Genomic DNA, 22,395 nt, shown 5'->3' with positions numbered 1-22,395 from the left:
CTCAGAATGTTGCGTATTCTACCTTATGCGCCTGACGCCCCTGCTTGTGGCAGGTGGATCCCCAGTTGCACAAAAAGCGCCGTGTGCCGCGCGTACTGCGAAGCGAAGCGTGAACGTGTCGCTGCAACCAGGCATTGCAGCTCGCCCAGCGCACGCTCGAAGTTCTCGTTAATCACGACGTATTCAGCTTCCGCTGCATGCGCCATTTCACTACCCGCCGCCAGCAAGCGCCGCGTAATGACGTTAGGTTCATCCTGACCGCGTTTTTTCAAACGCTCTTCAAGTGCCTCAAGCGAAGGTGGCAGGATGAAAATTTCGACTGCATTGCGAAATTGTTTCTTCACTTGTTGCGCGCCTTGCCAGTCAATTTCAAGCAGGACGTCATGGCCGATTTTCATCTGCTGTTCGATCCACAGACGCGACGTCGCATAGTAATTGCCATGCACTTCGGCGCTTTCGAGAAACTCGCCCGTTGCGTGCCGCGCGAGAAAATCATCGACGCTGGTGAAGTGGTAATGCTCGCCATCCCGCTCTTTCGGGCGCGGTGCGCGTGTGGTGTACGAAATTGACAGACGGATCGCCGGATCGCGCTCCAGCAACGCATTGACAAGCGTCGATTTGCCCGCCCCCGAAGGGGCCACCACCATAAAAAGATTGCCGGGGTAAACGCCGGCGTAAGGGTTATGCCGCGCGCTGCCTGCGCGTGTGGATTCAGTCATGATTTGCGTCACTCCAGTGTCATTCTCATTCCAGGTTTTGCACCTGTTCGCGCATCTGCTCGATGAGCAGCTTGAGCGTCATCGACGAATCCGCGAGTTCTTTAGCGGCAGCCTTTGAACCGAGCGTATTCGCTTCACGGTTCAACTCCTGCATCATGAAATCAAGCCGTTTGCCAACCTTGCCGCCCTTCTCTATCACGTGACGTGTTTCGCCCAGATGCGCGCTCAAACGCGATAGCTCTTCAGTGATATCAATCCGGATGCCGTACATCGTGACTTCCTGACGAATGCGCTCTGCGATCTCTTCGCGCGAAATGCTAGCCGTGGTGCCTTCCGGCAGTGCCACGCCCAGTGCTGCCTGCAGACGTTCGACAATTTTTTGCTGATGCTTCGTGATGAGTTCTGGCACGAGTGGCGTGATCTGCGCCACGATCGCTTCCATTTCGGTGACGTTGCCCAGCAGCATCGCCGCTAGCTGCGCACCTTCGCGCCCACGTACGTCAATCAGTTCGGTGAGCGCTTGCTTGCCGCAAGCCAGCACCGCATCACGCAGCATCTCGGCTGCCACACCGCTTTCGGCCAGCACGCCTGGCCAGCGCAGAATTTCGCCGGTGCGCAAACGCTCTGCCTCAGGAAACACGCTCAGCGCGGCGCGTTCCAGCAGCGCGAGCTGATCGAGCGCGTCACGGTTCACGGAGCCCGCATTCGTGCCCTGCTCGCTGCGTTGCACGTTGATGCGGATATCGACCTTGCCGCGGGAAAGTTTGCTCATCAGCATTTCACGCAACGTCGGCTCACAGCTGCGTACTTCTTCCGGCATGCGGAAGTTGAGATCGAGAAAACGCGAATTCACCGTGCGTAATTCGACCGTGACGCTGGCGCCGCCCGCTTGTGTCGCTGCTGCAAGTTCGCGCGTGGCGCTTGCATAGCCCGTCATGCTGTAGATCATCGTAGGTCTCGTGATAAAGGCGATGCCGTTACCGCACATCGCCCTGAAAGTTCGGGCCACCCAGTGCAGGTGCAGCCACAAGGTAGAACACCAGGCAGAAAAGACGCGCATTATCCCATTTTTGAACCCGCTATCCGGCCAGTGACCGCAGTTGGCTGCAAGGATCGGCGGTAAAATCGCGCTTTCCCACCTGCTGGCTCTTTCCCACATGAACCCTGTTTCCCACCGTCCAAGCGGCCGGCGCGCCGACCAGTTGCGCGAAGTGCGTCTCACACGCCATTACACCCGTCATGCGGAAGGTTCTGTCCTGGTCGAATTCGGCGACACCAAAGTGATTTGCACCGCCAGCATCGCGGAACAAGTTCCGGGCTTTTTACGCGACCGCGGCCAAGGCTGGCTCACGGCTGAATACGGCATGCTGCCGCGCGCCACGCATACCCGCAGCGACCGCGAAGCGGCGCGCGGCAAGCAATCAGGCCGCACCCAGGAAATCCAGCGCCTGATCGGCCGCGCGCTGCGCTCCGTGTTTGATCTGAAGCTGCTGGGCGCACGCACGCTGCATCTGGATTGCGATGTGATTCAGGCTGATGGCGGCACCCGCACGGCCAGCATTACCGGGGCGTTCGTCGCGGCGCATGACGCCGTCGCCACGCTGCTGGCCAGTGGGCGCATCGAAACCTCGCCGATCCTGGATTCAGTCGCAGCCATTTCGGTCGGTGTCTTCAATGGCCTGCCGGTGCTGGATCTCGACTATGACGAAGATTCGCAATGCGATACCGACATGAATGTCGTGATGACAGGCAAAGGCGGCTTTGTCGAAGTGCAGGGCACCGCCGAAGGTGTGCCGTTTTCGCGCGCCGAAATGACGGCCTTGCTTGATCTGGCGCAAGACGGCATTGCCTCGCTGGTGGCGCGGCAAAACGCTGCGCTGGGGCTCACACGTGAGTGAGGCCGCCAACGCCGTTGCGCCGCAACGCCAGATGGTTCTGGCGTCGAACAATGCGGGCAAGCTGCGCGAGTTTGCCGCGTTGTTCCGCACCGCCGGAATCGAGCTGATTGCGCAAAGCCAGTTCAACGTGCCAGAAGCCGATGAGCCTCATCCGAGCTTCATCGAAAACGCACTCGCCAAAGCCCGGCATGCGGCGCAATGCACCGGCCTCGCTGCGCTGGCCGATGACTCTGGGCTCTGCGTGCCCGCGTTGCGTGGCGCGCCGGGCGTTCATTCGGCCCGCTATGCGCAGCGCGCGGGCGGGGCAAAAAGCGATGCGGCCAATAACGCGCATCTGCTTGCCGAGCTGCGCCACGTGAGCGACCGGCGCGGTTATTACTACTGCGTGCTGGTGCTGGTACGGCATGCTGACGACCCCGAGCCGCTGATTGCCGAAGGCCGCTGGCATGGGCAAATTCTTGACGCCCCGCGTGGTACGCACGGTTTCGGCTACGACCCATATTTCTATCTGAGCGAGCTAGGCGTGAGCGCCGCCGAATTACTCCCCGAGCAAAAAAATCACCACAGTCATCGCGCGCTTGCATTGCGGCAACTGCTGGCGCGCTTGACGGAGGCCGCGTGATTCCGCTCAAACCCATTGCAATGCCAAAGCCTGGTGCGAACCCTCGCCGTGATGGCGGTACTGGTAACGCTGGTAACGACAACGGCCAGCACGTGATTCAGGCGTTCACCGCGCCAGGCCATATCCGTCTGACGTCACTGCCACCGCTCGCGTTGTATGTGCATTTCCCGTGGTGTGTGCGCAAGTGCCCGTATTGCGATTTCAACTCACATGAATGGCAAGGCGATACCTTCCCTGAAGAGGCTTACCTCGATGCGCTGCGGGCTGATCTGGAGCAATCGCTGCCGCTGGTCTGGGGCCGTCAGGTGCATACGGTGTTCATCGGTGGTGGCACACCCAGCTTGATGTCGGCGGCAGGGCTGGACCGCTTGCTGTCGGATGTGCGGGCTTTGCTGCCACTCGACGCCGATGCGGAAATCACGCTCGAAGCCAATCCCGGTACGTTCGAAGCCGCACGGTTCGCGCAGTTTCGCGCGAGCGGTGTGAACCGGCTTTCGGTCGGCATTCAGAGTTTCAACGAGCGTCATCTGCAGGCACTCGGACGGATTCACGATGGAGCCCAGGCGCGGCACGCGGTTGAAATCGCCGCGCACACCTTCGATAACTTCAATCTCGATCTGATGTTCGCGCTGCCGCAGCAGACACTCGCCGAATGCCAGGCCGACATCGAAACCGCGTTGTCCTTCTCCCCGCCGCATCTCTCGCTGTATCACCTGACGCTTGAGCCGAACACGCTGTTTGCCAAATTCCCGCCGCCGCTGCCCGACGACGACCAATCCGCCGATATGCAGGATTGGTTGCATGCGCGCACGGCTGAAGCGGGTTACGCGCGCTACGAAGTATCGGCGTATGCGCAAGCGCACCGGCAAAGCCGGCACAACCTGAATTACTGGCGCTTTGGCGACTATCTTGGGATTGGCGCGGGCGCGCACACCAAGCTGTCGTTGCCGAACCGGATTTTGCGTCAGGCGCGCTACAAGCATCCGGCGAGTTTCATTGAGCAGGCCCGGGCGGGCACGCCGGTACAGGAAGAGCACGAAGTGAGCCGCGCTGATCTGCCGTTCGAATTCATGCTGAACGCGCTGCGGCTAGTGGAAGGGTTCCCGGTGCATCGTTTTATCGAGCGCACAGGGATGTCGCTGACCTCAATCGAACCGGCGCTCAAGGAGGCGGAGCAGCGCGGACTGATTTCGCGCAGCCACGAAACCATTGCGCCCACACCGCTCGGACAGGCGTTTCTCAACGACTTGCAGGCGCTTTTTTTGAAAGATGCACGTTAATCCCTCTGCCGGGCTTGCCTGAGAGGGGTGGTTTCAGGTTACAATCGCGGCCTTGGAAGAGTGGCAGAGTGGTCGATTGCACCGGTCTTGAAAACCGGCGAAGGGCAACCTTCCGTGAGTTCGAATCTCACCTCTTCCGCCAGACAGTCAACAAAAACGGGCCTCACGGCCCGTTTTTGTTTTTGCTTCACCCACCGCTTCATCTCCCCGCAGCAAAAGCCATCACCCGCACCCGTGCAAACCCGGCCACGGGCAATCGTGAATTGAAAAGACCCACGCTTCGACTACGCTGAAATCACCCCCCATCACAGCGTGTTTCAGCGATGCCTGCCTGCACTCGCCCGCCTCTGAGTTTCAACGTCGTGGCCCGCCCGCGCCGCAGGCTCATGCGCGGCAATGCCATCACCAGCCTCCTCGCACTCGCGCTTATTCTCACCGCCTGCACCATCACGCCGCCGCAACGGCCGCTCATCATCGCTTCTCCTGTAGCCCACAACAGTGCCGCGCTGAGTCAGTACCGCGGCGAAGTCGCGCGGCGCATTCTCGAGCGCAATCCTTCCTACGTGCTGCATGGCGCGCCTCAGGCGATGCTGCGCTCGCTAGTGGTGGTCGCGTTTAGCATCGATCACCGTGGGCAACTGATTGCGGCCTCGGTCTACCGCAGCAATGGCGACGATGGGGCCGAGAGCACAGCACTCGCCACGCTGCGCCGTTCGGCTCCGCTGCCGCTGCCACCTGCCCAGCTTCTGGATAGCCGTGGTCAGATCGAACTGTTCGAAGACTGGCTCTTCAACGACAACGGCAAGTTCCAGCTCCGAACCTTCGCCGCACCGCAAGCGCAAACGCTCGACTGACCGGCCTCGTTCCGCGCCCCCGCCATGCGTCGCTTTTTTGACACGCATGTCAACGCTAATAGCGCGCGGTAAGCTGTCGGGCGCACCGCGCCATGCACCTTGCACCATCGCTGTACGGCGCGCACGCAACCCTGGCTTCTACCCTGGACGCACCGTCTGCATCACACCCGTCGCTAGCGGCGGGCTGGATGCGTCCTTGCGCCATTGCACAACACACAACAAACAAGATTGATAACCCCTGGAGACCCTGCATGTCCTCATCGCCGCTTGCCGCGAGCCAGCCAGACGCTGCCGTGCCAAATAACCGCTCGCGGATTGTCTTTGCGAGCTTCATCGGCACCGCCATCGAGTTCTACGATTTCTACGTCTACGCCACGGCCGCCGCGCTGGTGATTGGCCCGGTGTTCTTTCCACATAGTTCACCCACGGCGCAGGCGTTATCTGCCTTCGTCACGTTTGGTATCGCTTTCATCGCGCGGCCGATTGGCTCGTTTGTGTTCGGTCATTTTGGCGACCGGATCGGGCGTAAATCGACGCTGGTTGCTTCGTTGCTGGTGATGGGCATCTCCACCACGCTGATTGGCCTGGTGCCGGGGTATGACTCGATTGGTGGCCTCGCGCCGGTGTTGCTGTGCATGCTGCGCTTTGGCCAGGGCATCGGCCTGGGTGGTGAATGGGGCGGCGCGGCGTTACTCGCCACCGAAAATGCGCCTCCGGGCAAGCGCGGCTGGTTTGGCATGTTTCCGCAACTCGGGCCGTCCATTGGTTTTCTTGCCGCCAATGGGCTCTTCTTTGGCCTCGCGCTGTCACTCTCCGATGAGCAGTTCCGCAGTTGGGGCTGGCGCGTGCCGTTTCTGCTGAGTGCGGTACTTGTCGCGCTTGGTTTGTATGTACGGCTAAAGATCAGCGAAACCCCGGCGTTCCAGGCGGCCATTGAGCGACATGAGCGGGTGCGGGTTCCCGTCGCCACGCTGCTGACGCAGCACAGCATGCCAACCTTGCTGGGCGCGCTGGCGATGGTGGTGTGCTACACGCTGTTTTATATCTCGACGGTGTTTTCGCTGTCGTATGGGGTGTCGGCACTGCATTTCACGCGCGAATCTTTTCTGGGGATGTTGTGTATCGCGGTGGTTTTCATGGCGCTCGCCACTCCGCTCTCAGCCTGGGCCGCTGATCGCTTTGGCCGCCGGCCGGTGCTGATCGCCGGGTGTCTCGCCGCGATCCTGTCGGGCTTCACGATGGCACCGCTGCTCGGCAGTGGCTCGTCTGGGCTCGTGCTGCTGTTTCTCGTCATCGAGCTGTTCCTGATGGGCGTCACCTTCGCGCCGATGGGCGCATTGCTGCCCGAGCTGTTCCCAACGGCGGTGCGCTACACCGGCGCGGGCGTTTCCTATAACCTCGGCGGCATTCTGGGGGCTTCGGTTGCGCCCTACATCGCGCAGTTGCTGGTGGCGCGCGGCGGGCTCGCATGGGTGGGCGGGTATGTCTCGGTGGCCGCAGCCATCAGCTTGCTTGGCGTGCTGTGCATGCGCGAAACACGGGATCACAGGCTGATGTAAGTGATACGCAGACGTCTGACGTTAGTCTGACGTCTGCGCGTGCTGCCTGGATCACGGAGAGCGCTTAAACACACGTAGCGGGTTGCTTGCTGAGAGCCCGCTTGTGTGTTGGTGCAACACAGCAGGCACGCGTCAGTTCGTGCCTGTGTTCGTGTTGATGCCTGCGCCCGCATCGACTTCGACCGCTTCGCTATGAACGTAGTCAATGGCGCGCAGCGCTTCATCGACTGACGGTACGCGGTCGTTGTCGCCAATCGAGATCGAACGGAACGGCGCGCTAATGCCGCAATGATCCGGTGACGTGGCGACAAAAATCATCACCGTGCGTTTTTGCAGTGCATGCGCCAGATGCACGAAACCGGTGTCTACCCCGATCACCAGCGCGGCCATTTGAATCAGTTGAGCGACTTGCAGGATGCTCAGCGGCGGCAGCACGATGGCCCCGGGCAATGCTGCAGCAATTTGCTGTGCCTGTTTGTGTTCGGCAGCAGAGCCCCATGGCAGAACGAGACGAAAACCGCGCCGTGCGAGCGCCTGGCCTGTTGCTACCCAATGTTCCAGCGGCCATTTTTTCTCGTCCTTGGAGGTCGCATGAAACAGGATCGCTAGCGGCGCGTCACCCGGATCGGTCCAGGGCATATCGGTAGGCGGCAGTTGCAGGTTATAAACCGGTGGACCTTCCGGCACGTAACCCAGTGCTTCGCCAGCGCTCACGCGCATCCCGTGCCATGCATCGCAAGGCGGACGCGGACCAAAGCGGCGGTTATAGGCAAACGCTGCGCCGCGCTCGCCCAGGTCTTGCGACTGATAGCCAAAACGCCGTGATGAGCGCGCCAGGAACGCAATAATCGCGCTTTTATAAACCCCGTGAAGATCCAGTACCACGTCATAGCGCTCGGCCCGCAACTCCGCCAGCGATGCCGTGATAGCGCGCAAATCAGCCCAGCGCCGCGCTTTCTTGAAGCGCCGTAATGGTGCGCACAGAACCCGGTCAATGCCCTGGTTCCAGTGCGTCACTTCGGCAAACGCATCGTCCACGACCCAGTCAACCTTAGCCCCCGGGAAGGCCCGCTGGATATCGGCAACAACTGGCTGCGCCTGAATCACGTCGCCAAGTGACGTCACTTTGACGACAAGTATTCGCTTCATGTCTTACCTGTGGATTGGTTAATAACTCGATTAATGGCCAAATATGGCCGGGGCAGATTCTAGCCGACTCCATGTCAGCCAACGGCCCTCGCCGCTGCGCGGGCTGGTAGCCCTATAATCCGTGCTTTGCTTTCGCCGGTGCGCCATGTCCCGCGTTGTGCTGCGTTTTTCTCTCCCTCTTCTAGTCCGGCGCGCCCGGCGTCTGTGGCGTCAGTACGGGGTGTTCTGGCTGGGTGCCATCGTCGTTGGCCTGAGCGCGGTGCTCTACGCGAAGCTCATCGACTGGGGTTACGACGCGTTCCGCACGCTGCAGCAGCGTCATATCTGGCTGCCCCTCCTGCTAACGCCAGCTATCGCCGCGCTTTCGGTGTGGCTCACTCGCAGGTTTTTTCGCGGAGCAGAAGGCAGCGGCATTCCGCAAGTCATCGCCACGCTGCATGCCAATACCCGTGAATCCGGCTCGCGTCTGCTGAGCTGGCGCGTCTTGCTCGGCAAGGTGCTGGTGTCGTTTCTCGCCATCCTCGGCGGCTTTACGATTGGCCGCGAAGGCCCCACGGTACAAATTGGCGCGGCGCTGATGTTCAATTTGCGCCGGCTGTATCCGCGTTCAAATACATTGATCGAGCGTCAGCTCGTGCTGGCCGGTGCAGCCGCTGGACTCTCGGCCGCCTTCAATACACCGTTGGCGGGCATCGTGTTCGCCATCGAAGAACTCACCCGCAGCTTCGAAGCCCGCACCAGTGGCGTATTGATTACCGCGATCATCATCGCCGGGGTCATCGCGCTAGGGCTCAACGGCAATTACACCTACTTCGGCACCATCGAAATCGGCGCGCATTTTCCCCGGCTGCTGGCGCTGGCGGTGCTGCTAACGGCAGTCGTCACGGGGATCGCGGGCGGGCTGTTCGGCTGGCTGCTGCTGAATACCTCGCGCTGGATTCCTGCTCCCTTGCGGGCGCTGCATGCCGAGCGGCCAGTGGCCTTCGCCGTGCTCTGCGGCCTGGTGATCGCCGTCACCGGTCTAGTCTCAGGGGGCACCACGTTTGGCAGTGGCTACGCCGAAGCACGTGGCTTGCTCAACGGCAGCGAAAACCTGTCGCTGTTCTATCCATTTCTAAAAATGATCTCGATGGTCGGTTCATACCTGCCCGGTATTCCAGGGGGCATTTTTGCGCCGTCGCTGTCGATTGGCGCGGGCTTTGGCAACTTGCTGCATCAGGTATTCGACGGCATGCAGCTGCAAATGCTAATCGCGCTGGCGATGGTGGGTTACCTGGCCGCCGTGACGCAATCGCCGATCACCTCATTTGTCATCGTGATGGAAATGATTAACGGTCATGCGCTGGTGATCTCGCTGATGGCCACGGCGCTCATCGCCAGCCGTGTGTCACGGCTGTTCGCGCCACCGTTGTATGAAGCGCTGGCACTGCGTTATCTGCCGCAGCCAGTGGCGGGCGTACTGCCACCCGCTGTGGCCGCGCCGCGCAAGGATGAAAACCCAGCCGATAGCGATGGCCACGCCACTGATACCGGCCCGCAAAAGCAAAAAGAAAAAGAAGACGAAACAAAGCGCCCGCCACGCGACAGCTCATTCAAGCCACCGCACGACGGGCGCTAATTGCTTACCGCTGGTTACTGGTTACCCGCTACTGAGCGACTGACAACTCCACTCAGGTTTGCGGAATCTCGATCTTGACTTCAAGCACTTCGAGATTGTCCTGACGCTCAAGACTCACACGAATATCGTCGTCGGAAATCTTGACGTACTTCGAAATAACCGCGACGAGCTCACGTTGCAACGCGGGCAGATAATCGGCTGGCGCGCGGCCGCCAACTCGCTCATGGGCGATGATTAGCTGCAAACGCTCCTTCGCCACCGACGCAGATTTTTTCTTCTCGCCCAGCAAAAACGAAAGAATCGACATAACGTGCGCGCTCCTTACTTGGTGCCGAAGAGGCGCTGCAACAGGCCAGGCTTCTGGTAATCGGTAAAGCGAAGCGATTTTTGCTCGCCAAGGAAACGGGCCACCACGTCTTTATAGGCTTCAGCGACATCCGTGCCATCAAGGTGCACGGCGGGCAGACCCTGGTTCGATGCATGCAGCACCGCTTCGGATTCGGGCACCACGCCGATCAGGTCGATCCGCAGAATCTCCTGAATATCAGTCAGCGAAAGCATCTCGCCTTCGTTCACTCGCTTCGGGTTGTAGCGGGTAATCAGCAAATGCTCCTTGACTGGCTCACGGCCTTCGATCGCCCGTTTGGTCTTCGACGACAGCATGCCCAGAATGCGGTCCGAATCGCGCACCGACGACACTTCCGGGTTAGTCACGATCAGGGCTTCGTCAGCGAAATGCATCGCCAGCAATGCGCCTGATTCAATCCCGGCTGGCGAATCACACACGATGTATTCGAAATCCAGCGCAATCAGATCGTTGATAACCTTCTCGACGCCATCAAGCGTCAGCGCATCTTTGTCGCGGGTTTGCGAGGCGGGCAGGATGAACAGGTTGTCGCATTTTTTGTCTTTGATCAGCGCCTGGTTCAGATTGGCTTCGCCCTGAATCACGTTAATCAGGTCGTACACCACGCGGCGCTCGCAGCCCATGATGAGATCGAGATTGCGCAAGCCGACGTCGAAATCAATTACCGCTGTCTTCGCGCCACGCAACGCCAGCGCCGATGCAAAACTCGCGCTGGTCGTCGTCTTGCCTACGCCACCCTTGCCCGATGTCACCACAATGATTTTTGCCATTACCCTTACCCTGTATTCGTCAAATTCATGTATTAAATTCAGCCGCCGTGGCGCATCAGGTGAGCCGCAGCGGCTCCATCACCAGTTTTTCCTGATCCAGCCAGATTTGTACTGCCTGTCCTTGCATGTTCGCCGGCAGCGGGGTTTCGGTAGTGCGATAAATACCCGCGATCGAAATCAATTCGGGTTCGAGGCAGGTGCAAAAAATACGCGCGGCATGATTGCCCTGCACACCTGCCAGCGCCCGCCCACGCAACGGCGCGTAAATATGAATGTTGCCTTCCGCGATCACTTCGGCACCCGCGCTGACCATGCCCAGCACCACCAGATCGCCCTTCGCGTAAATCCGCTGGCCTGAACGCAGCGGCTTGTCGATCACCGTCACCGGTGCAACGGTCTGGCTGCGGGCCCTGCCTGCCTCAGCAGGCTCCTCTGCGGCAGGGGTGGGAGCGGGAGCGCCGGGAGCACTTGAAGCCGCCACCGCAAGGGGGCTCGCCTCATCAGGCTCATCAGCCTCTCCTGCGGGCCTCGCGTTCGCGCCACGCCGTTCGTGAGCTTCAAGCAGCGGTAAACCTGCGGAGCTTACCCAGTCATGCTGCGCCGCTTGCGCCACCACGCCCACCGGGCGCATGCGCACACTGTCAAGCAACTGCTTGATCTGCACGAGCGGCACGCGCTCGCCAGGTGCGAGCCGCCGCACATCAATCGCAACAGCATCATTCGAGAAAAATTCGGGGGTCGCCTCGAAGCGCCGGGTCAACTCAGCACGCAAGGCATCGAGATCAGTGGTTTTAATCACGAACATCAGCGTATCGACCGAGCCGCTGCGCAATTCGAAAAAGGGGGATTTCTTGGGCGACATAGGTTCGACGAAAAATTTTGCGTATTTTACAGACGTCCTGGCAGGCGGCCAGCTTTTTTACAAGACAAGACGGCCACCGTGCGAACCTCAGCCAGCAAGCCGGCAAGACCTGCCTGGCAGGGCGCGATCAGGTACTGGAAGAAGGCACCGGCGGGGATGCCGGTGAGGTGACCGGATCAAGCGGCACCGGACGCACCAGTAATGTGGCCCACTGGTTTTCCTCGCGTCCCATGCGGGCTTGCTCGCCTGCGGGAATAAAGCCGAGATGCTCGTAAAAATGACGGGCATTGCGGTTCGCGTCAGCCACCCATGCGTAGATATCCGTTGCGCCGCGAGCGATGAGCCAGTCGCTGGCGGTATTCACCAGCAATTCGCCGCCGCGCAGATGACGCACGGCCGGTGCGACCCAAAGCTCGCTGACCAGCCCGCGCCACACCAGCGCTGCATCGAAGGAGGCATCGATCAGTCCGGCCGGATGGCCTTCGGTATAGAGGATGAAAGTTGTGGCAGCAGCGGAAACCGCCCGGCGCGCAGCCGTGAGTTCAAACGTAGCGGCATCGACCGCCAGCGCGTCCTCAAGAGTTTGGTCGAATGCGTAGGGCGCTTCGCGTAACGCCGTGGTGCGTAGCTGATGGAACACTTCGCCCTGATTGGCAGCAATGCGGCGAACAGTCAGTGAAAAACTCATGCAGACGAAAACCCGTTGAAACAGCAAGTCGTAGCTTTAACTGAACCGTAGTCCGAGTCAAACCGTTATTTCTGCGCGAACCGCGCGCGTTGTGGCTATTGTGGCTAGCCTCGCCACCCTCCCTATCTTCCCTACCCGTTCCACCCTCAAGGGGCTTCGTAACGGCCGGTGCCATCCGGCCAGGGCGTGAGTAATTCGAAACCCTCTTCGGTCACCGCGAGCATATGCTCCCACTGCGCGGAGAGCGACCGGTCTTTGGTCACGACGGTCCAGCCGTCGCGCAACACGCTAGTGGCCGCCCGCCCGGCGTTGACCATGGGTTCGATGGTGAACACCATGCCCGGCTTCAGCTTGATGCCCTGCCCCGGCTGGCCGTAATGCAGCACTTGGGGCTCCTCGTGATAGACCTTGCCAATGCCGTGGCCGCAATAGTCACGCACGATGGAAAACCCGTCCCGCTGCGCCACTTTCTGAATTGCATAGCCCACGTCGCCCAGCGTCGCACCGGGCCGGATCTGACGGATACCGGCCAGCATGGCCTCGTAGGTGGTGTCGATCAATTGCCGCGCGACCGTGCTGGGCTCACCGACGCAGTACATCCGGCTAGTGTCGCCAAAATAGCCATCCTTGATAATCGCCACGTCGATATTGACGATATCGCCGTCTCTCAGCACTTCGGTGCGAACGGGAATGCCATGACACACCACCTGATTCACCGAGGTGCAAACCGTTTTTGGAAAGCCTAGATAGCCCACGTTAGCCGGAATCACTTTCAGCGTATTGACGATGTAATCGTTGCATAACGCATCCAGATAATCGGTCGATACACCCGCCTTGACGTGCTCGCCAATCATTGCCAAAACCTCAGCAGCGAGGCGGCCCGCGATGCGGAGCTGGGAAATATCGTCAGGGGTTTTAATCGAAATGGCCATGGGTATTCGGGAGGCGGACAGTCGCGCAAAGTGGAAGCCGGGCCATTGTACAGATGGGCTGAACAGGCGGGCTCGCACTGTGGTTGTGAGCATGGCGCGCTGGCTAGTTATTAGCGGGTTCTGGCTAACGGACTAACTAACTAGCGGCCCTGTGAGGTTAAGGACAATCGGCAGCCGCTTCGCGCCTTGGCCAAACGCGCCCAATGCGAGTTTTGCCTTGGCCTGGTGTGACGTATGTGGCAATGGCTTGCCGAGGGAGAAGCCGCGCATATCGCTTTTAATTGAATCTGCGGCCGCCTCCCTGACAAGGGTGCTTTTCAGTGCTGAAAAGCCCGATGACTGGTGGTCATCGGGTATCGGAGGGGTTTAATTTAGTGAGATCGGCGTGGGAGTTTTGAAGCCCCGAGTCCCTGAATGATTCAAGAGAAACTGAGGGCTGTTTGGCACCTCCGAAATCTTCCCCTCGCTATCCACAGCATTCCTCGGGCTCTCAGGAGTCGACATTGCTCTTCCGCGGGTATTCGAATTTATCGGCGGCGTATTATCTTTCGTTACTTCCTTATATGCGTTCATAGCGGTTAGGACAGGTGAACCCGGGATCATCCCACGCTCGTTCAACGTATTTAACAAGTTGGACGTCGTCTCCGTCGTGCGTGTGAGACCATTCTGTAGGTTTGTAACTTTTTCCGCCTCAATTCTGCTCTTTAGCTGCTGTCTCATCCGTTCAAGCGCCTTCAACGCTGATTTTTTTTCAGCCGCATCTATGTCCAGCTTCATACTTCGTGCACTCACTACGATACTTTTTGTGCGTTTTGCGCCCTTACCCATCGCCAGCAAGGCATTCCTTTCTTTCTTAATAGCGCCTTCCGCGTAGAAAATCGTTATCGTTACAATCCCTGTCAAGGCAAAAATAACACCCAAAATTGGGATAGAAACTCCAATAGCCCCTAATATCGCTGAGAGGAGCCCTGTTCCAGCCCAGTAGGCCACCTTAATTAGAGTTCCTCGTTTTCTTGTTTCAGTCACTGACTCAGTTTCGCCAGCCTGCGTATTGATTGTTTTATGCAAATTGGCGGCCCGATCAATAATTGTTGACCAAACTCCACGAGGCTTTTCTATTGAATCGACAGAATCATCTTTTATCGATTTTATAAAATCAAAACACCGTTGTATTTCATTATAAATAGCCGTCGCCTCTTTTTCCAAATCAGCAAGCTCAACATCCGAGTTACTCCAGTTTAAACCCAGCACCATCTTGTCAATTTTCGCCAGCATGCCGCTAGCCTTTGCAACTGGACTTTCTGCATTCAAATATTTTTTTGCCTCATCAAAAATGGCACCCGCTTGTTTTTCAAAATCAGCAAATCTAATTTGCGCTTCATTTTTTCTTTTTCCTCTAAAAAAATGAAGTATTTTTCCACCTATCGTTTTTTGATTTCCAGCACCCAGCTCTTCTACCAAAGTATCTATTTTTTGAACCAGAACTGCGGCCTGACCGACAGCCCGGCCCTTCGCAGCAATACCCTCAATGCTCTTTTTAAATTCAGCCACACTCGTAAGCATATCGCCCGCCCCAACCGTTGCCGGGACGATTGCCTCCGAAGTTTTCTCAGAAGCTTTCTCAGAAGAAACATTTGTCTTTTTCAGCAAAACCTCAGGAATGTCAGAAATATTATTTTCTTTATCCACGAATTCCAGATTATTTTTATTTACTAAATCGATATAATTCTGTGTATTTTGTTTACTAGGCTTGGCCAGGGTAAATTTATTCCGATAATTAACGCCAGCAATGAAATCATTTGCCTTCTTTTTTTCAAGAGAGACAGAATGCGAAACAACAGCACTCACGCCATCAGGCGTTGAAATTTTATTCGCGGTACCACCCGCAATTTTCGACGATTTTGGCGTTTCCCCTGAATCAGGGCCACCCCGCGTGGTGACTAGTGTGATCCGTTCTTTGCCACCCGCTCTAGCAGAGATGGAACCAGGCTCGCCTTGCGTCACATCCTTGTCCTTGAGGGACACCCCTAGCTGCTCGATGGGCTGCTTTGGCGCAACAGAATATTCCGAACCCTTTACTTGATGTGCCTTCTTCTCGCCTATATGCGAAGCACCATTCTTATCTTGAACAAAATTTCCGGACTGGGGCGGCTCGCACTTAGGGCTTACTCCTGCCGTTTCTATGCTTGTTCCCATAACGTACTCCGCAACGGCTTCCGCCAAAAATATTGAGATCGGGAGTTTAGTGACAATGCATAGAAATTAGTTCGGGAACGGCGGCCAGCGCCATCAAATCTCTTTTTTCTCACTCTGCCTGAAATCCACCCACCCTTGCCCACAAAGGCTGAGCGACACACAACCGGAACCACCGAAAATTCGAGCTTTTGCTCTAAAGCACCCCGTTCCGCTGATTCATCACGCATAAAAAAGACGCCTCAGTCAGTTGCTGCCCCTCGCGTCAAAAAACCCACGGATTTCGAACACCGTCCTTCCCGTCCAGCCCCGCCCATGCTCGCTCACGCAAAAAATAAAAGCAGGAAAATTCGGGGGAAAAGTAAGTCGTATAAACCCGGAGTCGATGCAATTCTGTGGCCCGTCTATCGCAGGTCGTAGAGCGCAGGAAGAACCACGGGAACAAAAGAAAATGCTCGAACGCCCGCGGCGTGACGCACCAATAAAAAAGCCGCCCTGATTAAATCAGGGCGGCTTTTCAGGCTGGAAAGCCCGTGTGCTGGCGGAGAGGGTGGGATTCGAACCCACGGTACGGGAAAACCGTACGCCTGATTTCGAGTCAGGTACATTCGACCACTCTGCCACCTCTCCGGCTTTGCTGTAACAGAACAAAACCAGCTGTTCTGCCACTCGCTCAAGCGGGTCACTGCTTGGGCGAAGCGGCGATTATAGAACAGTTAAAACCGCTTTCCAAGCCCCAGCAGAGCAAAAGTTAAGCGGCACCGGCCAGAGCGGCCAGAGCGGCCATAAGCAGAACAAGCGGGAACCGCGCAGGCCTCCGGCATTAACGCGCAGCCTCCACCTCCAGCCGCGCCATTCCACCCAGATAAGGACGCAGCGCAACCGGCACAGTGACTGAACCATCCGCATTCTGGCCATTCTCCAGCACCGCGACCAGCGTGCGCCCCACCGCCAGCCCAGAACCATTAAGCGTATGCACCAGCTCCGGCTTGCCTTGCGCATTGCGATAGCGCGCCTGCATCCGCCGCGCCTGGAAGCTCTCGGTATTCGAGCAGCTCGAAATTTCGCGGAAGGTATTTTGCGCAGGCAGCCACACTTCAAGGTCATAGGTCTTGGTCGCGGAAAAACCCATATCCCCGGTACACAGCGTCATCACCCTGTATGGCAGTTCCAGCTTTTGCAAAATGGCTTCGGCGTGGCCGACCATTTGTTCGAGCGCGTCGTAAGAGGTTTCGGGCGCGACGATCTGCACCATCTCAACCTTGTCGAACTGATGCTGGCGAATCATGCCGCGCGTATCGCGCCCATAGGAGCCGGCTTCCGAACGGAAACACGGCGAATGCGCGGTGAGCCGGACAGGCAGCGCGCTGGCTTCAAGAATGCTGTCGCGCACGGTATTGGTCAGCGAGATCTCGGAAGTCGAGATCAGATATTGCGTCACGGTCTGTTCACCGCCGCCTTTTTCGACGCGAAACATATCGTCGGCGAATTTCGGCAACTGACCGGTGCCATACAACGCTTCGGGGTTGACGATATATGGCGTGTACATCTCGGTGTAGCCGTGCTGCTGGGTATGGGTGTCGATCATGAATTGCGCCAGCGCGCGGTGCAGCCGGGCAATCTGGCCGCGCAGCACCGTGAAGCGCGCCCCGGACAGCTTCGCGCCGGTCTCGAAGTCGAGCCCCAGCGGGGTGCCCACATCGACATGATCCTTGACTTCAAAAGCGAACTCGCGCGGCGTGCCCCAGCGGCGCACTTCGACATTGCCGCTCTCATCACGGCCTGGCGGCACACTTTCGTGAGGCAGGTTCGGCACACCTTGCAGCAGGTTTGAGAGGCGATTCTGGATCTCATCGAGCTGAGTGGCGGAGGCTTTCATCTCGTCACCAAGGCCGCTCACTTCAGCCATGACAGCGGCAGTATCTTCGCCACGCCCTTTCATCGCGCCGATCTGCTTCGACAAGCTGTTGCGGCGGGCCTGCAGATCTTCGGTACGGGTCTGGAGGGCGCGGCGCTCCGCTTCGAGCGCGGAGAAAGCTGCGACGTCGAGGGTATAGCCTCGGTCAGCGAGGCGTCGGGCGATGCCGTCGAGGTCTTTGCGCAGCAACTGGATGTCGAGCATGGTGGGGGTGGGATTGGTTAGATGAGCCGCGATTTTAGCGTACCGGGGTTGGGGCTTGGGTGATGCTTGGGTGGGGCTTGGCTGGGGCTTTCCTACCTGACTCATGGCCTGGCGTTGCCGGCACCTCCCGGGCTACCTGTTCCAGCTTCAGCAGCACCCTGTTGTTCACGTGACCTCCCCCCGAAAAACCGTAGCGGCGAGAAGTAGAGATTTCTGGCAAATTTGAAGCCCTGACGGGCGGGAGGTTTGCATGAAGAAATCCAGGTACACGGAAGAACAGATCGCGTTCGCGCTGAAGCAGGCCGAACTGGGTACCCCGGTGGCAGAAGTGTGTCGGAAGATGGGTATTTCCGAAGCCACGTTCTACAACTGGAAGAAGAAGTACGGCGGCCTCGGCGTTTCGGAGTTGCGGCGCCTAAAGCAACTCGAAGAGGAGAACGCCCGACTCAAGCGCATGGTGGCCGACCTAAGCCTCGACAAGCAAATGCTTCAGGAGGTGGTGCAAAAAAAGCTGTGAAGCCAGCCCGTAAGCGCGAGCTGGCTGATTTTTTGATTCAAGCGTATCGGGTGAGCATCCGGCGTGCGACAGCACTATTGCAGCTACGCCAGGCCACGTACTTCTATGTGCCGAGCCCACGTGATGACCGTGCCGAGCGCCGGCGCATCCGGGAGATTGCCGAAACTCGGATACGTTACGGCGTAGAGCGCATTCACGTTCTGCTGCGCCGCGAAGGCTGGTTGATCAATCACAAGAAAACCTACCGAATCTACTGTGAAGAGGGGCTGAACCTGAGGCGTAAGCGGCCTCGCCGTCGTGTCGCTGCCGCACACCGTATGGAGCGCCCCGAAATCTCTACGGTGAATGCGTGCTGGAGCATGGATTTCGTGGCCGATCAGTTGTTCAACGGGCAGAAAATCCGGGCCTTAACTGTGGTCGATAACTTTAGCCGGGAGAGCTTGGCGATTACCGTCGATTACGCCTTGAAGGCTGCCGATGTGGTGGCAACGATGGGACATCTAAAAGCGCTGCGAGGTGCCCCGAAACGGATACAGGTCGATAACGGGAGCGAATTTATTTCTCATGCGCTGGATCACTGGGCGTATGAAAATGGCGTAACGTTGGACTTCTCCCGTCCTGGCAAACCCACGGACAATCCGTTCATCGAGTCATTTAACGGCAGTTTTCGGGATGAATGCCTGAACGTGCATTGGTTTCTGTCACTGGACGATGCCCGAGAAAAGATCGAAGGCTGGCGACAGGATTACAACGACTTCAGACCGCATAGTTCGCTAGGCGATTTGACTCCGGGTGAGTTCCGACTTGCCCACCTTGAAGCCGGAACTCTCTAGGCCAAAGTGCTCGGTTATCCGGGGGGAGGTCAGTCCCAAATCGTAACCACAGCCAACCTTATTTATAAATAAGGGTATCCAGCTTAGCCAGGAAGATAAAAATTAAACAACCAACAAGGCAATCAACCCGTTTGCGTAAACGAAAAAACACCCAAACCCCAGATCAACATCAGGCTGAACTGATATGACCGTCTATACCGCCACCCTTAAAAATCACCCGCGATGAGCTCGCCAATTTTTTGAGCGGAGAAATCAAAAAACTTCATTCTTTCTCCGCCTCCTCATCCCACTTCCGCAGCATCGCCAGCTTCTCACCAATCTTGCTTTCCAACCCTCTCGGCACTGGCTGATACCACCCTGGCTCTTCTATGCCATCAGGAAGATAAGTCTCCCCAGCCGCATAAGCATTCGGTTCGTCATGAGCGTACCGGTATTCATGCCCGTAGCCCAACTCCTTCATCAGCCTGGTTGGCGCATTGCGCAGATGAACCGGAACCTCCCGGCTTTTATCCTGCTTCACAAAAGCCCGCGCCTGGTTGTAGGCGTTGTAGCCCGCATTGCTCTTGGCAGCAACAGCAAGATAGATAACCGCTTGTCCCAAAGCCAACTCACCTTCAGGGCTTCCAAGCCGTTCATAGGTCAAGGCTGCATCATTGGCTATCTGCATGGCTCTTGGATCAGCCAAGCCAATGTCCTCCCAAGCCATGCGAACAATGCGCCTTGATAAATACCGAGGATCAGCCCCACCATCCAGCATGCGTGTCAGCCAGTAAAGTGCTGCATCTGGATGAGAGCCGCGAACAGATTTATGCAAGGCTGAAATCTGGTCATAAAAATTGTCCCCGCCTTTATCAAAACGCCGGCTATTCAACGTCAAAGCGTTTTGAATAAAGTCGGTATCAATCTTCTGAACACCCGCAGCGCCAGCCGCCGTTTTGCACTGTTCAAGGAGATTCAAGAACCTTCTGGCGTCGCCATCTGCATAGCCAACAATCGTATCAACGGCCTTGTCTTCAAACTCCAATTCACCAAGGGCGTCTTCTTCCCTGGCTCTAACAAGAAGCTGCTTCAATTCTTCGTCTGTCAGTGACTTCAAAACATAGACCTGAGCACGTGACAACAAAGCCGAATTGACTTCAAAAGAAGGGTTCTCAGTGGTGGCGCCAATGAAGGTAAAAAGCCCTGACTCCACATGAGGCAGCAAGGCATCTTGTTGAGACTTATTAAACCGGTGAATTTCGTCTACAAACAAGATGGTGTTCTTGCCCTGTGCCAGAAATTGCCTCGCCTGTTCCATGGCCTCTCTAATGTCTTTCACCCCAGATAACACCGCCGACAAAGCAATGAACTCACACTTGAAAGCACTGGCAGTCAGCCGCGCCAGGGTGGTCTTGCCCACGCCAGGCGGCCCCCAGAAAATCATGGAATGAGGCTTCCCAGACTGGAACGCCAACCTCAACGGCTTACCCTCTCCCAGCAAATGTGATTGCCCAATCACCTCGTCCAGGGTCTTGGGGCGCAGGGCTTCGGCTAGTGGCGCAGTGGGCGCTTGAGCGAACAAATCAGGCATGAACAGTCACTTTGTCGATGGGGCGTGGCCGCAGGCACTGAGCAAGCGGCCCATTGGTGCGGGGTTCTTCAACCATGATGTTTTGGGGATAATCGCGGCTGATCCGGATGGGACGTTGGGTCGGGCTATGTCGATATCGCTGTCGTGTGGCTTATGCAAGTGCGTTTCTAGCCGCAACGATAAGCACAACCACCGCAACCGCTGCAACCACCACTGCCACAGCATCAGCGGCGAGGTGCGCGCCAGCCGCATCTCTGACAGACAGCGCCGCACATTATGACAGTGCCGCACGAGGTTCATGGCCCGCGCTTAACCCGCAGAGCGTCACGCTGTTTACTCTCTTGCGCCCTTACTCCCGCACCAGACCGTCCATCCTGACACCTTCACTCATTCACTCACCCACCTGCCCGTCTATCACGCCGTGGCGTTTTCCATCGAGACCGATTCATGACTCACCCGCGTTCATCCGGCACGGTGCGTGCCGCGCCTCCGAGTTCTCCCTACGCGCCGCTGGCTCCTGTCGCTGAGGCCCAGCGGCTGTTTCGTACCCGCGATGTGTTCGCGCTTTGGTTTTCGCTTGGAATTGGCTTGCTGGTGGCGCAGGCCGGGGCGCTGCTGGTGCCGGGGTTGGCGCTGCCGTCTGCGCTGGCGGCGATTGCGCTGGGCAGCACGCTCGGAGTGGGGCTGCTGGCGTTGGCCGGGGTGATTGGCACCGATACCGGGCTGGCGGCGATGTCGTCGCTGCGTCCAACCCTCGGGGTGCGTGGCGCGCGAGCACCCGCTGTGCTCAATGCGGTGCAACTGGCGGGTTGGGGGGCCTTCGAGATCATCGTGATGCGTGATTCGGCCGACGCCCTGATGAAGCAGACTTTCGGGCTGTCGATGCCACTGCTTTGGACCCTGCTGTTTGGCCTGCTAGCGACATGGCTGGCGGTCACGGGCCCACTGTCGTTCGTGCGCCGCTTTTTACGCTCGTGGGGTGTCTGGCTGCTGCTGGCAGGGGCGCTCTGGCTGACATGGAATCTGCTCGCCACACACGATCTGGCTGAATTGATGCGCCGTCCGGGCACGGGCGCGATGTCATTCGGCGCGGGGGTCGATCTGGTGGTGGCGATGCCGCTGTCATGGCTGCCGTTAATCGCCGATTACACCCGCTTTAGCCGGTGCGCGGGTGAAACCTTTCGCGGCACGCTGCTGGGCTATGGGCTGGCCAATGTCTGGTTTTACACGCTTGGTGCGGTCTATGGCCTGACGGCGGGCGGTGCTGATGTGCTGCTAATCACCGCGCTGGCGCAGGCGGGCGGTGGTCTGGCACTGCTGCTGGTGCTCATCGACGAAATCGACAACGCATTCGCGGATATGCACTCGGCCGCCGTATCAACCGGCACCTTCTGGACCCGGGCCAAGGTGCCATGGCTTGCGGCTGGGTTTGGTGTGTTGTGCACGCTGGTCGCGCTGGTCGTTCCGCTAGCGCGCTACGAAAACTTCCTGTTGCTGATCGGCTCGATCTTCGCGCCACTGTTTGGCATCGTGCTGGCCGATCACTTCATCGTCAGAAAACGCCGCATCGAGCTCAACGCGCTGGCTGATGTGCGCGGGTGCTATGGCTTTTCTGCTGGCTGGCACGGGCGAGCGTTTGTTGCATGGGCTATTGGCATCGTGGCCTACCAGGCGCTGGCGCACTGGCTGCCTAATCTGGGGGCCACGTTGCCAGCGCTGGCCTTGAGTGCGCTGTGCTATCTGGCGCTGGTGTCGCGCGTACCCAGAACCGGTGTGTGAGGGTGGTGAGTAAACCAGGGGCGTAAAGGGTGCCCCAGCGCAGGTCTGAGTGCCAGGCCGAAA

Annotated in this window: 19 protein-coding genes and 2 tRNA genes; 9 read left to right on the top strand and 12 right to left on the bottom strand. The window is 58.2% G+C overall.

What is annotated here, in order from left to right; translation table 11 throughout:
• Positions 1 to 23: 23 nt before the first annotated feature.
• The gene (gene gmk, locus GH656_RS04585) at positions 24 to 719 is read right to left on the bottom strand and encodes a guanylate kinase (protein ID WP_153074795.1); all 696 of its coding nucleotides are present in this window, start codon (positions 717 to 719) and stop codon (positions 24 to 26) included.
• 25 nt (positions 720 to 744) lie between these two features.
• The gene (locus tag GH656_RS04580; protein ID WP_153074794.1) at positions 745 to 1,668 is read right to left on the bottom strand and encodes a YicC/YloC family endoribonuclease; all 924 of its coding nucleotides are present in this window, start codon (positions 1,666 to 1,668) and stop codon (positions 745 to 747) included.
• A 208-nt stretch (positions 1,669 to 1,876) separates the two neighbouring features.
• On the opposite strand from GH656_RS04580, the gene rph reads away from it, so the two are divergent.
• The 6 genes from rph to GH656_RS04550 all read left to right on the top strand — a co-directional run bounded on the left by rph (position 1,877) and on the right by GH656_RS04550 (position 6,932).
• Entirely contained in the window at positions 1,877 to 2,617 is a 741-nt protein-coding gene (gene rph / locus GH656_RS04575; RefSeq protein ID WP_153074793.1) for a ribonuclease PH, read from the top strand.
• Positions 2,618 to 2,648: 31 nt separating this feature from the next.
• Positions 2,649 to 3,239: an RdgB/HAM1 family non-canonical purine NTP pyrophosphatase gene (gene rdgB, locus GH656_RS04570; protein ID WP_153076553.1), complete on the top strand. Its 591-nt coding sequence runs from the start codon at positions 2,649 to 2,651 to the stop codon at positions 3,237 to 3,239.
• Positions 3,236 to 4,519, top strand: coding sequence for a radical SAM family heme chaperone HemW (hemW, locus tag GH656_RS04565; protein WP_425495847.1), 1,284 nt, complete (start codon positions 3,236 to 3,238; stop codon positions 4,517 to 4,519). The genes rdgB and hemW overlap by 4 nt, the downstream gene beginning before the upstream one ends.
• A gap of 54 nt (positions 4,520 to 4,573) precedes the next feature.
• Positions 4,574 to 4,661, top strand: a tRNA-Ser gene (locus tag GH656_RS04560).
• Positions 4,662 to 4,905: 244 nt separating this feature from the next.
• Complete coding sequence (locus GH656_RS04555) at positions 4,906 to 5,373, top strand: TonB family protein (RefSeq protein ID WP_153074792.1); 468 nt, start codon at positions 4,906 to 4,908, stop codon at positions 5,371 to 5,373.
• Between the two features lie 251 nt (positions 5,374 to 5,624).
• Positions 5,625 to 6,932, top strand: a complete 1,308-nt coding sequence (locus tag GH656_RS04550; protein ID WP_153074791.1) for an MFS transporter — start codon at positions 5,625 to 5,627, stop codon at positions 6,930 to 6,932.
• A 132-nt stretch (positions 6,933 to 7,064) separates the two neighbouring features.
• On the opposite strand, the gene waaC is transcribed toward GH656_RS04550, so the two are convergent.
• Positions 7,065 to 8,081: a lipopolysaccharide heptosyltransferase I gene (gene waaC, locus GH656_RS04545; protein WP_153074790.1), complete on the bottom strand. Its 1,017-nt coding sequence runs from the start codon at positions 8,079 to 8,081 to the stop codon at positions 7,065 to 7,067.
• Positions 8,082 to 8,226: 145 nt separating this feature from the next.
• Between waaC and GH656_RS04540 the strand changes: the two genes are divergently transcribed.
• Complete coding sequence (locus tag GH656_RS04540) at positions 8,227 to 9,699, top strand: chloride channel protein (RefSeq protein ID WP_153074789.1); 1,473 nt, start codon at positions 8,227 to 8,229, stop codon at positions 9,697 to 9,699.
• Positions 9,700 to 9,751: 52 nt separating this feature from the next.
• Here the strand turns inward: GH656_RS04540 and minE are convergent, their stop codons facing one another.
• The 8 genes from minE to serS form a co-directional block, all read right to left on the bottom strand.
• Positions 9,752 to 10,006 carry a cell division topological specificity factor MinE gene (gene minE, locus GH656_RS04535; RefSeq protein ID WP_153074788.1) on the bottom strand — a complete coding sequence of 85 codons (255 nt, stop codon included), beginning with the start codon at positions 10,004 to 10,006 and terminating at the stop codon, positions 9,752 to 9,754.
• A 14-nt stretch (positions 10,007 to 10,020) separates the two neighbouring features.
• Positions 10,021 to 10,836 (bottom strand): septum site-determining protein MinD, encoded by an 816-nt coding sequence (gene minD, locus GH656_RS04530; RefSeq protein ID WP_153074787.1) that lies wholly within the window; start codon positions 10,834 to 10,836, stop codon positions 10,021 to 10,023.
• A 55-nt stretch (positions 10,837 to 10,891) separates the two neighbouring features.
• Positions 10,892 to 11,698: a septum site-determining protein MinC gene (gene minC, locus GH656_RS04525; RefSeq protein ID WP_153074786.1), complete on the bottom strand. Its 807-nt coding sequence runs from the start codon at positions 11,696 to 11,698 to the stop codon at positions 10,892 to 10,894.
• 127 nt (positions 11,699 to 11,825) lie between these two features.
• Positions 11,826 to 12,386 carry a GNAT family N-acetyltransferase gene (locus GH656_RS04520; protein WP_153074785.1) on the bottom strand — a complete coding sequence of 187 codons (561 nt, stop codon included), beginning with the start codon at positions 12,384 to 12,386 and terminating at the stop codon, positions 11,826 to 11,828.
• Positions 12,387 to 12,532: 146 nt separating this feature from the next.
• Positions 12,533 to 13,318 carry a type I methionyl aminopeptidase gene (gene map / locus GH656_RS04515; RefSeq protein ID WP_153074784.1) on the bottom strand — a complete coding sequence of 262 codons (786 nt, stop codon included), beginning with the start codon at positions 13,316 to 13,318 and terminating at the stop codon, positions 12,533 to 12,535.
• A gap of 366 nt (positions 13,319 to 13,684) precedes the next feature.
• Positions 13,685 to 15,514, bottom strand: a complete 1,830-nt coding sequence (locus tag GH656_RS04510) for a hypothetical protein (RefSeq protein ID WP_153074783.1) — start codon at positions 15,512 to 15,514, stop codon at positions 13,685 to 13,687.
• 536 nt (positions 15,515 to 16,050) lie between these two features.
• A tRNA-Ser gene (locus GH656_RS04505) sits at positions 16,051 to 16,141 on the bottom strand.
• A 193-nt stretch (positions 16,142 to 16,334) separates the two neighbouring features.
• On the bottom strand, positions 16,335 to 17,633 hold the full coding sequence (serS, locus tag GH656_RS04500) for a serine--tRNA ligase (protein WP_153076551.1): 1,299 nt from the start codon (positions 17,631 to 17,633) through the stop codon (positions 16,335 to 16,337).
• A 250-nt stretch (positions 17,634 to 17,883) separates the two neighbouring features.
• Between serS and GH656_RS04495 the strand changes: the two genes are divergently transcribed.
• Positions 17,884 to 18,983 (top strand): IS3 family transposase gene (locus GH656_RS04495; protein WP_425495843.1). Its coding sequence is split into 2 segments (ribosomal slippage): positions 17,884 to 18,145 and positions 18,145 to 18,983, totalling 1,101 coding nucleotides; the frame shifts between segments, so codons are not numbered across the junction.
• Positions 18,984 to 19,245: 262 nt separating this feature from the next.
• On the opposite strand, the gene GH656_RS04490 is transcribed toward GH656_RS04495, so the two are convergent.
• Entirely contained in the window at positions 19,246 to 20,553 is a 1,308-nt protein-coding gene (locus GH656_RS04490; protein WP_153074782.1) for a replication-associated recombination protein A, read from the bottom strand.
• A gap of 447 nt (positions 20,554 to 21,000) precedes the next feature.
• Here GH656_RS04490 and cytX point away from each other — a divergent pair, with 447 nt between their 5' ends.
• Complete coding sequence (gene cytX / locus GH656_RS04485; protein WP_153074781.1) at positions 21,001 to 22,332, top strand: putative hydroxymethylpyrimidine transporter CytX; 1,332 nt, start codon at positions 21,001 to 21,003, stop codon at positions 22,330 to 22,332.
• The last annotated feature ends 63 nt before the right edge of the window (positions 22,333 to 22,395 follow it).

It is taken from the genome of Paraburkholderia bonniea (genome assembly GCF_009455625.1).
Lineage (GTDB): Bacteria > Pseudomonadota > Gammaproteobacteria > Burkholderiales > Burkholderiaceae > Paraburkholderia > Paraburkholderia bonniea.
Note: the sequence above shows the minus strand (reverse complement) of the source record. Positions and strands in the feature narration are given on the sequence as shown.